Annotated in this window: 15 protein-coding genes; 10 read left to right on the plus strand and 5 right to left on the minus strand. The window is 66.9% G+C overall.

Translation table 11 applies throughout. The annotated features are described in order from the left end of the window. Positions 1–11: 11 nt before the first annotated feature. From RMCB_RS15745 to RMCB_RS15755, 3 genes are all read right to left on the minus strand, one after another. Complete coding sequence (locus RMCB_RS15745) at positions 12–1457, minus strand: DUF3375 domain-containing protein (protein WP_029368944.1); 1446 nt, start codon at positions 1455–1457, stop codon at positions 12–14. A 108-nt stretch (positions 1458–1565) separates the two neighbouring features. Further along, entirely contained in the window at positions 1566–3800 is a 2235-nt protein-coding gene (locus RMCB_RS15750; RefSeq protein WP_062829472.1) for an NADP-dependent isocitrate dehydrogenase, read from the minus strand. A 151-nt stretch (positions 3801–3951) separates the two neighbouring features. Then, positions 3952–4407, minus strand: coding sequence for a MarR family winged helix-turn-helix transcriptional regulator (locus RMCB_RS15755; protein WP_062829473.1), 456 nt, complete (start codon positions 4405–4407; stop codon positions 3952–3954). Between the two features lie 92 nt (positions 4408–4499). On the opposite strand from RMCB_RS15755, the gene RMCB_RS15760 reads away from it, so the two are divergent. Both RMCB_RS15760 and RMCB_RS15765 read left to right on the plus strand, forming a co-directional pair. Beyond that, entirely contained in the window at positions 4500–5726 is a 1227-nt protein-coding gene (locus tag RMCB_RS15760) for an FAD-dependent oxidoreductase (protein WP_062829474.1), read from the plus strand. Next, positions 5723–6469 carry an alpha/beta fold hydrolase gene (locus tag RMCB_RS15765; RefSeq protein WP_062829475.1) on the plus strand — a complete coding sequence of 249 codons (747 nt, stop codon included), beginning with the start codon at positions 5723–5725 and terminating at the stop codon, positions 6467–6469. The genes RMCB_RS15760 and RMCB_RS15765 overlap by 4 nt, the downstream gene beginning before the upstream one ends. On the opposite strand, the gene RMCB_RS15770 is transcribed toward RMCB_RS15765, so the two are convergent. Further along, positions 6466–6864 (minus strand): hypothetical protein, encoded by a 399-nt coding sequence (locus tag RMCB_RS15770; RefSeq protein WP_051243670.1) that lies wholly within the window; start codon positions 6862–6864, stop codon positions 6466–6468. The two genes, RMCB_RS15765 and RMCB_RS15770, sit on opposite strands and share 4 nt — an antisense overlap. A gap of 134 nt (positions 6865–6998) precedes the next feature. Here RMCB_RS15770 and RMCB_RS15775 point away from each other — a divergent pair, with 134 nt between their 5' ends. From RMCB_RS15775 to RMCB_RS15785, 3 genes are all read left to right on the plus strand, one after another. Continuing rightward, on the plus strand, positions 6999–7340 hold the full coding sequence (locus tag RMCB_RS15775; protein ID WP_062829476.1) for an ArsR/SmtB family transcription factor: 342 nt from the start codon (positions 6999–7001) through the stop codon (positions 7338–7340). A gap of 3 nt (positions 7341–7343) precedes the next feature. Next, entirely contained in the window at positions 7344–7829 is a 486-nt protein-coding gene (locus RMCB_RS15780; protein WP_062829477.1) for an SRPBCC family protein, read from the plus strand. A gap of 100 nt (positions 7830–7929) precedes the next feature. Further along, positions 7930–9399, plus strand: a complete 1470-nt coding sequence (locus RMCB_RS15785) for an amidase (protein ID WP_062829478.1) — start codon at positions 7930–7932, stop codon at positions 9397–9399. Positions 9400–9498: 99 nt separating this feature from the next. On the opposite strand, the gene RMCB_RS15790 is transcribed toward RMCB_RS15785, so the two are convergent. Further along, on the minus strand, positions 9499–10971 hold the full coding sequence (locus RMCB_RS15790; RefSeq protein WP_062829479.1) for an APC family permease: 1473 nt from the start codon (positions 10969–10971) through the stop codon (positions 9499–9501). A gap of 105 nt (positions 10972–11076) precedes the next feature. Between RMCB_RS15790 and RMCB_RS15795 the strand changes: the two genes are divergently transcribed. From RMCB_RS15795 to RMCB_RS15815, 5 genes are all read left to right on the plus strand, one after another. Then, the gene (locus RMCB_RS15795) at positions 11077–11868 is read left to right on the plus strand and encodes a FadR/GntR family transcriptional regulator (protein ID WP_234792121.1); all 792 of its coding nucleotides are present in this window, start codon (positions 11077–11079) and stop codon (positions 11866–11868) included. Then, positions 11865–12596, plus strand: coding sequence for a PDC sensor domain-containing protein (locus RMCB_RS15800; protein WP_062829480.1), 732 nt, complete (start codon positions 11865–11867; stop codon positions 12594–12596). Before RMCB_RS15795 ends, RMCB_RS15800 begins: the two co-directional genes overlap by 4 nt. 126 nt (positions 12597–12722) lie before the next feature. Continuing rightward, positions 12723–13925, plus strand: a complete 1203-nt coding sequence (locus tag RMCB_RS15805; protein ID WP_062829481.1) for a cytochrome P450 — start codon at positions 12723–12725, stop codon at positions 13923–13925. 29 nt (positions 13926–13954) lie between these two features. Beyond that, entirely contained in the window at positions 13955–14143 is a 189-nt protein-coding gene (locus RMCB_RS15810) for a ferredoxin (RefSeq protein WP_029368956.1), read from the plus strand. Continuing rightward, positions 14143–15345, plus strand: a complete 1203-nt coding sequence (locus RMCB_RS15815) for an NAD(P)/FAD-dependent oxidoreductase (RefSeq protein WP_062829482.1) — start codon at positions 14143–14145, stop codon at positions 15343–15345. The genes RMCB_RS15810 and RMCB_RS15815 overlap by 1 nt, the downstream gene beginning before the upstream one ends. Positions 15346–15356: the final 11 nt, after the last annotated feature.

Genomic DNA, 15356 nt, shown 5'->3' on the forward strand with positions numbered 1-15356 from the left:
CTCCTCGCTAGTCACGACGCCGACCCCAGAACCGGTTCGGTGAACACGAGGTGCGGTACCTCCATCTCGCGGTCCCTGCCGTCCAGGGACTGGAATCTCACGGTGGTCTGCTCGGGGGCGCCCGCCGGCCGCGGCTGCTTGAGCGCCCACGACCACAACACGATCACGTGGCCCAGATAGGCCGAGTCCAGCATGCCCACCGCGTCCGGCAGCGACACCGGGGCCTGCCGCAGCGCGGTGTTGATCATCTCCGACATGGCGGGCGCGTCGACCTGTGTGGTCAGAGCAGCGAACGTGGACAGGTCCACCTCGCCCTCGGCGATCTGCGCGGGTTTGGGTGCGGAAAGGTCGTTGATCCGGAAGCTCAGTGCGCCGATCGAGCTGATGGTGTGACGGGCCAGCGGCACGTCGAGGTCCAGGCGTGAATCGGTCAGCGACACCTTCAGCAGCGCGCGGGCAGCGCCGATGGCGTCGTTGAGCTGACGCGCCACGCCGCGGCTCTGCTCGAGCGTGCCGAAGGCGGTGAACCGCTTGACCCGCTGGGCGCAGCGCTGCTGGATGCGTTCCACCTCGTCGATCTGATGCCCGACCAGCTCGAAGAAGTTCGCCATCACCTTGCGCAGCGCCGGGTCCAGCTCGGGCAGCGTGGCCGCGACGGTGGCGATGTCTGCCTCGAACTCGGCACGCTGCTGCGGATCGTTGATCATCCGCAGGAACGCGCGGTGCGAGTCTCGGCCCGCCGAATCCCACGCCTCCTGGTAGTCGGCGTACATCTGGCGTTGCCGATCGCGGTAGTCGGCATTGCTGTCGATGGGATCGTCGAGCGCGGCGGTGGCCTGCTCGATCATGCTGCCGTACAGCCCGATGTCGGTGATCAGCCGTTCCATCTGCATCGCGATCGAGCGCGCTTCGTCGTACATCGCAGTGACATCGGGGTCCGGCCGCAGACCGGCGTCGAGCTCGTCGAGCTCGGCGTGCAGGGCCGCGATCTCCGCTTCGATTCCGGCCCGGATCCGGTCGGGGTCGTTGCCGACCCGCACGGCGACCTGCTTGAGCCGCGACGCGATGCCGTTGATGGAGCCACCGGTGGCGATGGTGTCGTTGCGGCGAACTCCGCGCACGAAGTCCAGCGCCCGGCGCGCGTCCTGCGTCAGGTAGCAGACGTTGCGCTCGTGACCGGTACGCGTGTCGGCCACCCGGTGCAGCCAGCCCTGGCTGGCCCAGCTCTTGATGAGCGCCAGCCCGGACTGCTCGGAGTCGCCGAGCTCGGCGAGGTCACGCTCGAGACGCACCACCAGATCGGTCTCTGCCACCGTGCCACCGGAGAGGTGGCGTTCCATCAGCGTCGCGTAGACGCCGAGGTTGAGGGTGGCCAAGAGCCGAACTGCGCGCGAGCCCTGAACGTCACGGTTGAGTTCGAGTAACTCGGCGGCCGACAGCGCCGCGTTGTCCTCCACCTGATTTCCCCCATGTCGTTCGCCAGACGGTCCAAGATAGGCCACGGCACCGACATCGGGTGAAATCGGGTTGGGGTCGCCCAGGTCAGGCCTGTGCCGCCGCGCGTCCTACTCCGCGGCAGCCAGGGTCGAGTTGAACGTCTCGCTCGGCCGCATCACCGCGCTGGTCTTGTCCGGGTCTGCGGAGTAGTAGCCACCGATGTCGACCGGCTTACCCTGCACGGCGGCGAGCTCCGAGACGATGGTGTCCTCGTTCTCTGCCAATGCCTTGGCCAGTGGTGCGAAGTGCTTGGCCAGCTCCGGATCGTCGGTCTGGGCCGCGAGCTCCTCAGCCCAGTACATCGCCAGGTAGAACTGGCTGCCGCGGTTGTCGAGCTCACCGGTCTTGCGTGACGGGCTCTTGTTGTTGTCCAGCAGCTTGCCGGTCGCGGCGTCGAGCGTCTTGGCGAGGATCGCGGCCTTCTTGTTGCCGGACTTGTTGCCGAGGTCCTCCAGGCTGGCGCCCAGGGCCAGGAACTCACCGAGCGAATCCCAGCGCAGGTGGTTCTCCTCGACCAGCTGATGCACGTGCTTGGGTGCCGAGCCGCCGGCTCCGGTCTCGTAGAGTCCGCCACCGGCCATCAGCGGCACGATGGAGAGCATCTTGGCGCTGGTGCCCAGCTCCAGGATCGGGAACAGGTCGGTCAGGTAGTCACGCAGGATGTTGCCGGTCGCTGCGATGGTGTCCTGACCCCGCATCGCCCGCTCGATGGTGTGCCGCATCGCGCGTTCCTGCGACATGATCTGGATGTCGAGGCCCTCGGTGTCGTGGTCCTTGAGGTACAGGTTGACCTTCTTGCGGAGCTCCGCCTCGTGCGGACGCTCCTGATCCAGCCAGAACACCACCGGCATGCCGGAGATCCGGGCCCGGTTGACGGCCAGCTTGACCCAATCCTGGATCGGCGCGTCCTTGACGATCGGCATGCGCCAGATGTCGCCTGTCTCGACGTTCTGGCTCAGCAGTACCTCGCCGGTCTCGTTGTCGACGATGTTGGCGACGCCGTCGGCCGGAACCTCGAACGTCTTGTCGTGGCTGCCGTACTCCTCGGCCTGCTGTGCCATCAGACCGACGTTGGGTACGGTGCCCATCGTCGTCGGATCGAACTGGCCGTGCGTCTTACAGAAGTTGATCATCTCCTGGTAGATCCGGGAGAAGGTCGACTCCGGGTTGACCGCCTTGGTGTCCTTGGTGCGGCCGTCTGCGCCGTACATCTTGCCGCCGAGCCGGATCATCGCGGGCATCGAGGCGTCGACGATGACGTCGCTGGGCGAGTGGAAGTTCGAGATGCCCTTGGCCGAGTCGACCATGGCCAGCTCGGGCCGGTGCTCGTGGCAGGCGTGCAGGTCGCGGATGATCTCTTCGTGCAATGAGGCGGGCAGCGACTCGATCTTGGCGTAGAGATCCGAGAGCCCGTTGTTGACGTTGACGCCCAGCTCGTCGAAGAGCTTCTGGTGCTTGGCGAAGGCTTCCTTGTAGAAGATCTTCACGGCATGGCCGAACACGATGGGGTGGCTGACCTTCATCATGGTCGCCTTGACGTGCAGCGAGAACATCACGCCCGTCTTGTAGGCGTCCTCCATCTGCTCTTCGTAGAAATCGCGCAGCGCCTTGACGCTCATGAACATGCTGTCGATGACGTCGCCTGCGTCGAGTTTCACCTCGGGCTTCAGCACGATGGTCTCGCCGTCGGTGGTCACCAGCTCCATGCGTACGTTGCGGGCCTTGTCGAGCGTCATCGACTTCTCGCCGTGGTAGAAATCGCCCTTCTTCATGGTGGCGACGTGGGTGCGCGACGCCTGCGACCACTTGCCCATGCTGTGCGGGTGCTTGCGGGCATACTCCTTGACCGCCTTGGGCGCGCGGCGGTCAGAGTTGCCTTCACGCAACACCGGGTTGACCGCGCTGCCGAGGACCTTGGCGTAGCGGTCCTTGATGGCCTTCTCGTCGTCGGTCTTCGCGTCGCCGGGGTAGTCCGGGACGGCGTAGCCCTTGGCCTGCAGTTCCTTGATGGCGGCCACCAGCTGCGGGACCGAGGCGCTGATGTTGGGCAGCTTGATGATGTTGGTGTCCGGAAGCTGCGTGAGCCGGCCCAGCTCGGCCAGGTTGTCCGGGACGCGCTGGTCCTCGTTCAGATAGTCACCGAACTCGGCCAGGATGCGGGCTGCCACCGAGATGTCGCTGGTCTCGACATTGATGCCTGCCGGTTCGGTGAAGGCCCGGATGACGGGCAGAAACGCGTACGTCGCGAGCAGCGGCGCCTCGTCGGTGAGCGTGTAGATGATGGTCGGCTTGTCGGAGCTCATTTCTTTAGCATCTCCTGGCGTCACGATGTCACGGCGGCTATCAGTATTGCGTCGGATACGACACTACGTGCGGCTATGCGTGAGCTGTTCATGTGCCCAGCGGTCCCAGTTAACGCGTGGCGCGGGGCGGTCGCGGCCCGTCGCCAACCGCTCACGTGGGTAGCTGCCGCAGCCGCTCGATGTGCCGATCCTGCAGATCGGCGGTGCGAGTGAGGAACTGGATGATCAGCTGGAGCTGGTCGAGCGTGTAGTCGCGCAGCAGTTTGGCGCCGTCGGCGATCAGCGGATCGATGAGTTGGTACGCACGCCGCGTCGCCTCGTCTGTGGCGGTGACGATCACCTTGCGCCGGTCGCCCGGGTGGGCCGTTCGCGTGACGTAGTCGAGTTTCTCCAACCGGTCGAGCATCGTCGTCACGCTGCCGGTGGTCAGGCCCAACCGGTCGGCCAGCATCCGCGGCGTCGCCTCACTCTCCTCCCGGACGAGGATCTCCAGGCAGCGCAGGTCGGTTTCGTTGATACCGAGCACCCGTGCGCTTTCGCGGTCGAAGTCATCGACGGCTGCCTGATAGCGCGCGATCGCATTCGCCAGTGCCTCTTCGGCGTCCATTCGTCTTGACAATCAAGTAACTCGACTTCCATACTAATTTTCGCTTGACTATCAAGATACTTCATTGTCTCGGTCCGCGAAGGGATTTCGATATGACGCGTGCACTGGTGATCGGCGCCGGCGTCGCAGGCCCGGTTTTGGCGACCGCCCTTCAGCGCATCGGTATCGAGGCGACCCTGTTCGAACGGCAGCCGTCGCTCGAGCACCGCGGCGGATCCTGGTTGACGTTTCAGGCCAACGGCATGGACGCGCTGCGCGCGCTGGGCATCGCCGAACCGGTCGAAGCGCTGGGGTTCGACCTGGACACCATCAGCTTCGTCAACGGCAAGGGCCGACACCTCGGCCGCATGCCGCTCGCGAGTCCCCGCGCCGACGGCCAGCTGTCGCAGATGATGCGGCGCGACGACCTCTACCGCACGCTGACCCACGTCGCCGCCCAACACGGCGTCGGTGTCGCGACCGGCAAGGAACTCGTCGACGCGCACCTGACGCCCCGCGGAGTCGAGGCGACCTTCGCCGACGGCGACCACGCCACCGGGGACCTGTTGATCGGCTGCGACGGCATCCACTCCCGGGTACGTACCCTCATCGACCCCGCGGCGGTACCCCCGCGCTACGTGCCGGTCCTCAACATCGGCGGCCACATCCCCGGTTTCACCGTCGACGTGCCTCCCCGGGAATTCCGTATGCAGTTCGGCACCCGCTGCTTCTTCGCGTGGATGGCCACGCCCGATGGCGGCACGGTGTGGTTCGCCAACCCGCCCATGGCCCGTGAACCTGCGGACGGTGTTCTCTCCGGGCTGCCCGACAGCCAGTGGCGCACCTGGTTACACGAGTTGATGGACGGTGACGTCGGACCCGCACCGCACATCATCGATGCCGCTCCAGGTCCCCTGTTCGGATGGGCGACCTACGACATGCCCGTCGTGAAGCGCTGGTTCAACGAACGGATGATCGTGATCGGTGATGCTGCCCACGCAACCGCGCCCTCCGCCGGGCAGGGGGCCGCCATGTCGCTCGAAGACGCCGTCATCCTCGCCAAATGCCTGCGCGATACGCGCGAGATCAGCGAGGCCTTCGCCCTGTTCGAATCGGCTCGCCGCACCCGCGTCGAGCGAATCGTCAAATACGGTGCCCGCTCGGCAAACTCCAAGGCCGCAGGCCCCGTCGCACGCAGGATCCGCGATGCGCTCCTGCCGCTGGTCTTGCGGCGGGCGGAACGCGACGGCGGACGCTCGATGGCGTGGCTGCAGGGCCACCACATCGATTTCGCCGAACCGATGAGATCTCCCGCCGGGGCCGCGAAGATGACGCTATGACGGTGGTTCTGGTGCACGGCAATCCGGAGTCCGACGCGCTCTGGGATCCGCTCGTGGCTGCACTGGGGCGCGACGACGTCGTCCGGTTGTCCCCACCGGGGTTCGGTGCGCCGCTACCGAACGGGTTCACGGCGACGTATCTGGAGTACCGCGACTGGCTCGAGGCGCAGCTGGAGAACATCGACGGCCCGATCGACCTCGTCGGCCACGACTGGGGCGGCGGCCATGTCCTCAATGTCGTGATGCACCGGCCGGAGCTGGTGCGCAGTTGGGCCAGCGACGTCGTCGGACTGTTCGACCCCGAATACGTCTGGCACGACCTGGCGCAGGTGTGGCAGACACCCGGCGAGGGTGAACAGGCCGTCGACGCGATGCTCGGCGGCACGGTGGAAGACCGCGCGGCCCAGATGGCCGCCCTGGGCATACCCATCGACATCGCGACACAGATCGCCGCCGTTCAGGGCCCGGACATGGGCCGAGCGATCCTGGCGCTGTACCGCTCGGCGCGTCAGCCGGCGATGGCCGAGGCCGGCCGGGCGCTGGAGAATGCTCAGGCGCGGCCGGGCCTGTCACTGCTCGCGACCGACGATCCCTACATCGGCTCCGACGCCGTGCGACGGCGGGCGGCCGAGCGCGCCGGCGCCGAGACCGCCGTTCTGGAGGGCCTGGGGCACTGGTGGATGGTGCAGGATCCGGCGCGCGGCGCGGCCGCCCTCAGCGGCTTCTGGGAGTCCCTCGGCTAGCGGCCGTGCGGGACGGTCGGCGCGATGTACTGGTACCACCACTCGGCGTACGCCTGGGCCTGCTGCGCGTCCTGACGAAGTTTGCGACGAGCATTCATGTTGTGGGCCAAGGCAATCCAGTTCATCACCAGGATCGACAGGAAGCTCCACCAGCCAAGCAACAGGTTCTGCGTCAGGGCACTGCGCAGTGCCGCGTCGCACTGGGCGTAGGTACCCGTGACGCGTCGAGTCTGGTTGAACCAGAACACGAGTGCGCCGATGTGTGTCATGGCCGAGACCTGGAAGATCGGCTCGGCAGGCGGAGGCGGGTACTGCTGCTGACCTGACGGCGCCGGATAGCCGGCCTGCTGCGGGGGATAGCCGGGCTGTTGCTGCGGATAGCCGGGCTGCGACATGGGCGGACCTCCCTGAACAGGGGCACGGAGCGGGCCCTTACCGAGAAGTCTAAAAGCGCCGGGGCGGGTGCCGAAGCACGAGTTTCGGCGTGAGGTCTTGACAACGTACAACCGTTTGGTTGTATGTTGGTGAGGTGACCGAGAGCGACGAGGACCGGGCCGACGCCCTGTTCCACGCGCTGTCCGATCGCACCCGACGCGACATCATGCGCCGGGTGCTGGCCGGGGAGCACTCGGTTTCGACGCTCGCGGCGAAGTACGACATGAGCTTCGCCGCGGTGCAGAAACACGTCGCCGTGCTGGAAAAGGCCGGCCTGCTCACCAAGCGGCGCAGTGGCCGCGAGCAGCTGGCCAACGGCGATGTGGCGGCGGTGCGGTCGGTGGCATCCATGCTCACCGAGCTCGAACAGGTGTGGCGCGGCCGCATCGCCCGCATCGACGAACTGCTCTCATCCGACCCGAACCAGGAGGACTGATCCATGCCCGTGACCGACGTGAAACACGATCTCGACAACCTCACCCTGACCATCACGGCCGACTTCGCAGCACCGGTACAGCGCGTCTGGCAGGTTTACGCCGACCCGCGTCAGCTCGAAAAGGTATGGGGCCCGCCGACATACCCGGCCACCGTCGTCGACCACGACCTGACTCCCGGCGGCCGCATGACCTACTTCATGACCGGCCCCGAGGGCGACAAGCACGCCGGATACTGGGAGGTCACCGCGGTCGACGAGCCGAAGAGCTTTTCCTTCATCGACGGATTCGCCGACCTGGACTTCAACCCGAACCCCGACCTGCCGGTGTCGACCAACGTCTACACGTTCTCCGAACACGACGGCGGCACCCGCGCGGTATATGTGAGCACCTTCGCCTCCGCCGAGGCGCTTCAGCAGGTGCTCGATATGGGCGTGGTCGAGGGTGCCTCGCTGGCGATCAATCAGATCGACGAGCTGCTTGCGTCCTGACCCACGGCGCCGGCCGTCCTGGACACCAGGGCGGCCGGTGGCCACGGGCCCGTGACACGATAGGTCCCTACGCAGGGCCCGGGCGGTATACGTTCGTACCGTGGACTTCGACGAGTACCGCGCGCATGATGCCACTGGCCTGGCGAAACTGGTTGCGGACAAGGAGGTTTCGCCGACAGAGCTGCTCGCCGCAGCGCGGGACCGCGCAGCAGCCGTCAACCCGCGGATCAATGCGATCGTGCGCGACATTCCGGCGACCCCGTCCGATGACATCAGCGGTCCATTCGCCGGTGTCCCGTTCCTGATCAAGGACCTCGGCCAGGATTACGCGGGGTTGCCGACCTCGGCCGGGTCCCGTGCGCTGATGTCGCGGCCGGCCGCCGAACACGCCACCGTCGTGCGGCGCTGGATCGATGCGGGCCTGGTCATCTTCGGCAAGACCAACACACCGGAGTTCGGCGCGAAAGGCATCACCGAGCCGGTCGCATGGGGTCCGGCGCGCAATCCCTGGGATCTGACGCGGACACCCGGTGGTTCGTCGGGCGGGTCCGCGGCGGCGGTGGCTGCCGGGATCGTGCCCTGCGCGGGAGCCAACGACGGCGGCGGTTCGATCCGGATACCGGCGGCATCCTGCGGACTTGTCGGCCTGAAACCCGGCCGGGGCCTGGTGCCGTCGGGGCCGGAGAGCGCGGAACCCATGCACGGTGCGGCCGTCCACGGCGTCGTCACCCGTACGGTGCGCGACACCGCCGCGATGCTCGACATCCTCAGCGGCGGGGAACCGTGGGGCCCGTACGCACCCGCCATGCCCACCTCGTCATTCGCGTCATGTGTGGGTGCGGATCCCGGCAAGCTGCGAATCGGGGTGCGGGTACCGAGCGCGATCAATCCGACGCCACACCCCGAGGCCGTTGCGGCGGTGGCGGCAACCGTGGATGCGCTCACCGAACTCGGCCATCATGTCGAGGAGCTCCCGCAAGCTCCCTTCGACGACGCCGCGTTGGCACGCGACTTCCTGCTCACCTGGTTCGTCTACGCCGCTTGGGAAGTCGCCGAGGCCAAGCGGCTGACGGGGGCAGCCGACGACTCGTTCGAGCGCGACACGTTGATCATGGCGGCTCTGGGCCGGGCCACCAGCAGTGTCGACTACGTGGATGCTGTGCAGCGACGCCATGAGCACACGCGCCGGCTGAGTACCTTCTTCGAGTCCTACGACCTGCTGTTGACGCCGACGTTGGCGACGCTGCCCCCGATGATCGGTGAGTTCGACCTGCCCGGGGTGCTGCAACACGCCGCGGATGCGCTGATCAAGACCCGCACGGCAAGTCTGTTGCGCTACACCAAGATTGTCGACGACATGGTCGACAAAAACCTCGGCTGGGTGCCCTACACCCAATTGGCGAACATCACCGGCAGGCCCGCGATCTCCTTGCCGCTGCACTGGACGGCCGAAGGGCTGCCGCTCGGCGTCCAGTTCGTCGCGCCGCTGGCCGGCGAATCGCTGTTGCTCAAGCTGGCGTCCCAGCTTGAGCAGGCGGTGCCGTGGGTGGATCGGCTCGCCCCGGCCTAACCCCGCCCCACCGGAACTGCATTCCGGGTTGTAAAAGTCGCGGCTCAACAACCGGGAATGCAGTTCCGCGGCGTCAGGGCGTGGGGTCAGGGCGTGCCGTCAGGTCGGGATCGCGTCACTGTACGGCGCGGTGCTGCGGTCGTGAAGCGGGTGAATGACCATGTACACCAGGCCGATTCCCACCACGACGGCAGCTGAGAGAGCCACGATCCAGTTGTCGTACCAGGGTGCGCCGGGGGTACGGGGCCAGGCCATGTTGATCATCGCGGTGACGCCGTAGACCAGCGCTGCGATGTTGACGGCCAGGCCCCACTTGCCGAGCTGGTACTTGCCACTGGGCACCCAGCCCTTGAGCCGAGCCCGCAGTGCGGCGAGCACGACCATCTGGAAACCGAGGTAGATGCCGAACGCCGCGAAGCTGATGATCTTCGTGATGGCGTCGGTGGAGACCTTGGACCCGATGACGATCAGCGCCGGCACGACGGCGGCCAGCACCAGGGCATACGGCGGGACGTGCCGGGTGGTGGAAAACCTCTTGAGCAACGAGCTGCCCATGATCATGCCGTCGCGGCCGTAGGAGTAGGCCAGCCGGCTTGCGGCGGCCTGCAAGCTCATCGCACAGGACAGGAACGAGATCAGCACCACGAGCAGGATCACCTTGGCACCGACGGGCCCGAACGCCTCGTTCAGCACGGTGCTCACGGGATCGGTGTTCTCCCCGGCAATGACGGCCGGGATGTCGGCGACCGACAGTACGAGCGCCAGACACACGAAAGTCGCTGCGGCACCGCCGATGTAGATGGTCCGGCGCATGGCCTTGGGGATCAGCCGGCCTGGGTTGGGCACCTCCTCGGCGACGTCACCGCATGCCTCGAAGCCGTAGTACTGGTAGACGCCGATGAGCGCGGCCGCCGCGAAGGCCCACATGTAGTTGCCATCACCGCCCGCACCGAAGCTGTCGAACAGGACTCCGAGATTGTGGTGGCGATGCGCGACGATGAGCCAGACGCCCACCACGAGGGCGCCGATGATCTCGGCCGTGAAGCCGATAATCGCCGCCTTGGCAAGCACTTTGGTGCCCATGAAGTTGATGGCGGTGGCCAGCGCGAGCAGCACCAGTGCGAAGGCGATGGTGTTGTTCACGGTCGCGTCGAAACCGAGCGCCGCCGCGATGAACGGCCCGGCGCCGTAGACCACCGAGGCGATGGTGACCAGCAGGGCCACCAGGTAGACCCAGCCGGTCATCCAGGCGTACCGACGCCCCCACAATCGTCGCGCCCATGGGTACACACCGCCGGCGACGGGGAACTGCGCGACGATCTCGCTGAACGTGAGCGCCACCAGGAGCTGGCCCACGCCGACGATGAGGAAGCTCCAGATCATCGGTGGGCCGCCGGTGGCCAGCGCATAGGCGAACAGCGTGTAGACGCCTACGACGGGCGACAGATACGTGAAGCCGAGGGAGAAGTTCGCCCACGGGCTCATGTCGCGCTTGAACTCGGACTGGTAGCCGAGTGCGTGCAGATGCTGGACGTCGTCCTCGTCGGGAGGGGCGGGGCTGGAAGTTGACATGGCCGTACTTTCTTGGGTAGGCGCAAGGTGAAGTAGTGCGAAAAACTACATTCCTATTGTTTATCCGGCAAGCGGTTCGGCGGAATTGGCCCGAAATCCGGTAGATTGCCGTCGTCGGACCTCGCCGGAAGGGTGTTCGCGGAGGAGGAGACGCAGGTGTCGTCGTTGTCGCCGCTGGTCGCGTCGGAAGCGCCGGTCGGGCGCGCCGACGAGATCGTGCAACGCATCACCGAGGCCATCCACCTGGGGTTGCTCGACGACGGCGAGCGGCTACCCGTCGAAATCGATCTCGCGGCCCAGTTCGGCGTGGCGCCCATGACCGTGCGGGAGGCGCTGGCGACGCTGCGCGAACAACAGCTGGTCGAGACCCGGCGCGGGCGCAGCGGCGGATCGTTCGTGCGACGGCCCGAGGGCCCGCCGATCGACCAGCTGACCGCGCGACTGGCCGCCATGAGCGCCTCTGACCTGCGCGACCTGTTCGACGAACACACCGCGATCGCCGGGCTGGCCGCGCGTCTGGCCGCCCAGCGCGCCGCACCTTACGCCGTGCGGCGCCTGTTCGCCCTCACCGATCAGCTCGATGCGGCGACGACGCTCGGGGATCGGATCCGGGCCGACAGTCGCTTCCAGATCCAGGTGGCCATTGCGTCTCAGTCGGCGCGGCTGGCCCGCCGCGAGGCGAACCTCCAGGCCGAAGTGGCCGGCCTGATCTGGCTGCCGCTGGGCCCGCCGCTCGACGTGGCCGCCTATGTCGAGGAGCAGCACGCCATCGCCGCAGCAGTTGCTTCGGAGAACGCCGACGAAGCGCGGCGGCTTGCGGAAGCGCATGTCATGGGACAGCTTGCGCGCCTGACCACCGTCAACTTGGACCTCACGACCCAGGAATCCGGCTCATGACCGACGACACGCTGGCTCGCCGCCTCGCCGAGCGGGCGTCACAACCGCTCGAACCGATCTATGACCTGCTGCAGCGGATCGCCGACGAGGTGCTGCGCAGCCGGCCGCGGCGCGCGACGCTCACCGAGGCGCATTTCAGCGGGCTGCAGCGCATGCTCGCCGATCTCCTCCGCGACGAACACGCCGTCTGGGGTATGGGTTACATCGCGGCGCCGTTCGCCGTCGAAGGCAAGGAGCGCTACCTGGCCTGGTGGCAGCGCCGTGACGACCGCGTCGCCCGACTGCGCCTGAACTTCGATCCCACCAGCATCGACGTGTACGACTACCTGGAGATGGATTGGTACCAGCTGGCACTCAACGGCCAGCAGCGCGTGGCTTACGGTCCCTACGTCGACTACAGCGGCTCGGACATGTACACCATCACCGCCACGATCCCCGTCGTCGGCGAGGACGGCACCTTCCTCGGCATCGCGGGTGCCGATCTCGTTGTCGGCGAGGTCGAACGCAAACTGCTCGAAGTACTGCGCGGCGCCGGCGACGACACGCTGATCGTGAGCACCGAGCGTCGCGTCATCGCCTCGAACACCCCCCGGTGGTTCGTCGGCTCGCGCCTTCCCGCGATGCCGACGGTCGGCCCGCCCGACGATCCCGAGGCATTCCGCGAGGTCGCCGACATGCCGCTGGGCACCGGGTGGGTGCTGGCCGTCGCGTGGCCGACGCACACCTGACCGGCAAGACCCGACCCTCCGCAACCTGCGCTTTGCACCCAACTCGGCTCGATCTATTGACATTAAGACCCTATTTCTAGAGTATTTAGTGATCATTCGATCCCCGAGCTCTCGGAGGAAGCCCCGATGCCATCCGTAACAGTCGGCCAAGCACCCGCGTTCGACGTCGCCGATCCCGCGTTTTCGATCACCTCCGCTGAGGTGCACGACGCGCGGGAGCGCAGCTGGTACGCGACCACCCCGTACGGCATCGCCGTGCTTCGGTACGAGCAGGTCAGCCGCCTGCTCAAGCACCCGAAACTGCGTCAGGGCAGCGCCGCCTGGCCGGCCCACAACGGTGTCACCGAGGGACCGTTCGCCGACTGGTTCGCCAGCTGGATCCTCAACAAGGAAGGCGACGAGCACCACCGGTTGCGCCGGCTGATGAACCCGGCGTTCTCCCCCAAGCTCATCGGCGGGCTGGTCCCCAGGTTCCAGGCATTGGCCAACGAACTCATCGACGGCTTCGCCGAACCCGACCGCTGCGAGTTCGTCAGCGAGTTCGCCGAGCCATACGCCGCGCGGGTCATCGCAATCATGCTGGGCCTACCCGAAACCGAGTGGCCGATCATCGCGTCCGAGTCGGTGACCATCGGCCTGGCGATGGGCGTGACGCTCCGCGAAGACCTGCCCAAGATCGAGGCCGCGCTGCAGCGCCTGTACGAGTACTGCGACGACCTCATCGCAGACCGGCGGGCCAATCCGCGCGACGACTTCGTCACCGCACTGGTCAACGCATCACGCCCCGAAGACGGCAGACTTTCCGATACCGAGTTGCGGGATGCCATGGTGCTCTTGATCTTTGGGGGCTTCGACACCACCCGCAACCAGCTCGGCCTTGCGATGCAGACGTTCATGGCCAACCTCGACCAATGGAACGTGCTCGCCGAGAACCCTGCGCTCGGCGGCAAGGCCGTCGAAGAGGTCATGCGGGTCAACCCGACCGTACGGTGGGTGACCCGCGAGGTGCTCGAAGATTTCGAATACGAAGGTGTCGAACTCACGGCGGGTACCACGGTCCATCTCTACAGCGAGTCGGCGGGCACCGACCCGCGCGTGTTCGAACCCGGCTTCGACATCACCGCAGAGCGCAAGCCGCACTTCGGTTTCGGCGGGGGTGCCCATCACTGCCTCGGCCACTTCGTCGCCCGCTCCGACATGAGCGAGGCACTTCCCCTGCTGGCCCGCCGACTGCGCGAGCCACACGAACTGCCCGGCGCGACCTGGCTTCCCGACTCGGGCAACACCGGCCCGATCCGGTTGCCGATCGGTTTCACGCCGGCGCCCTGACCCGCCCCATCAACCCTTAAGGAACCACCATGCGCGTCACCGTCGACCTCACGCTGTGCCAAGACCACGGCCAGTGCGCCATCGCCGCACCCAACGTCTTCACCATGAACGACGACGGGAAGCTCGAATACCAGGGCTGCCCGAGCGACTCCGAGCGCGACTACGTCGAAGAAGCCGCGGACGTCTGCCCCGCCCAGGCCATCTTCATCGAAGACTGATGTCTCGCCACATCGTCGTCGTCGGTGGCTCATTGGCCGGCCTACGGTCAGCAGAGCAGCTCCGCGCGCTGGGCCACACCGGCCCGCTCACCGTACTCTCCGCCGAACGACACTTCCCCTACAACCGGCCGCCGCTCTCCAAAGAGGCGCTCTCACAGCCACATTCGGAAGCTCCTGACGAGCTGGCCGCGCAACTGGCGTTTCGCCGCCGGGCGAGCACGGCCGACGTCGACTTCCGTTTCCGCACACCGGCACTCGCTGCCGACCTGGCCGCGCACACCGTCACCGTGAACTCCGGCGCCACAGTGTCCTACGACGGGCTCGTCATCGCCACCGGGTTGCGCCCGCGGCGGCTCACCGTGCCCGGCCCCGAGCGGGGCCGGCACGTGCTGCGTACCGTCGAGGATTGCCTCGGGTTGCGCACAGCCCTGCGCCCGGAAAGCCGCATTGTCGTCGTCGGCGCCGGTTTCATCGGATGCGAGGTCGCCGGAACCCTGCACTCGCTCGGTCACCGCGTGACGGTCGTGGAACCCGCAGGGGCGCCGATGCAACGCGTCCTCGGCCCCGAGTTGGCAAGCGCGATCCAGCATCACCACGGCGCCACCGGCATCGGCTTCGTCATCGGCACGGGCGTGGCCGCGTTCACCGGTGACGACTGCGTGACCGGCGTGGTGCTCGACACCGGCGAAACCCTCGCTGCCGACCTCGTCGTCGAAGCCGTCGGATCTGTGTGCAACGTCGAGTGGCTCGACGGCAATGGGCTCGACCTACGTGACGGCGTGCTCACCGACAACAACCTCGCCGTGGTCGGCGCTGCTGATGCGGTCGCGGTGGGCGACGTTGCGCGCTTTCCCAATCCGTTGTTCGACGACGTGGCCCGCCGGGTCGAACACTGGTCGATACCCACCGACACCGCGAAGCGGGCCGCGGCGACCCTGACCGGCACGCACGACACCACGCCGTTCGCACCGATCCCGGCGTTCTGGAGCGACCAACTCGACCTACGCCTGCAGAGTTACGGCTCACCTGCGCTCGCAGACGAGATCCGGGTTGTGGAGGGCGATCTCGACGATCTGACCGCGGGCGTCGTCGTGACCTACCACCGCGATATGCGCCACGTCGGCACCGTCGCGGTCAACCTCAGTCCCGCTCGCTGCCGCGCCCTGCGCGACGCCTTCGCCGCCGTCGACGTGACGGCATGAGCAACTCCGTT

Source organism: Mycolicibacterium brisbanense, assembly GCF_001570425.1.
Taxonomy (GTDB): Bacteria; Actinomycetota; Actinomycetes; order Mycobacteriales; family Mycobacteriaceae; genus Mycobacterium; species Mycobacterium brisbanense.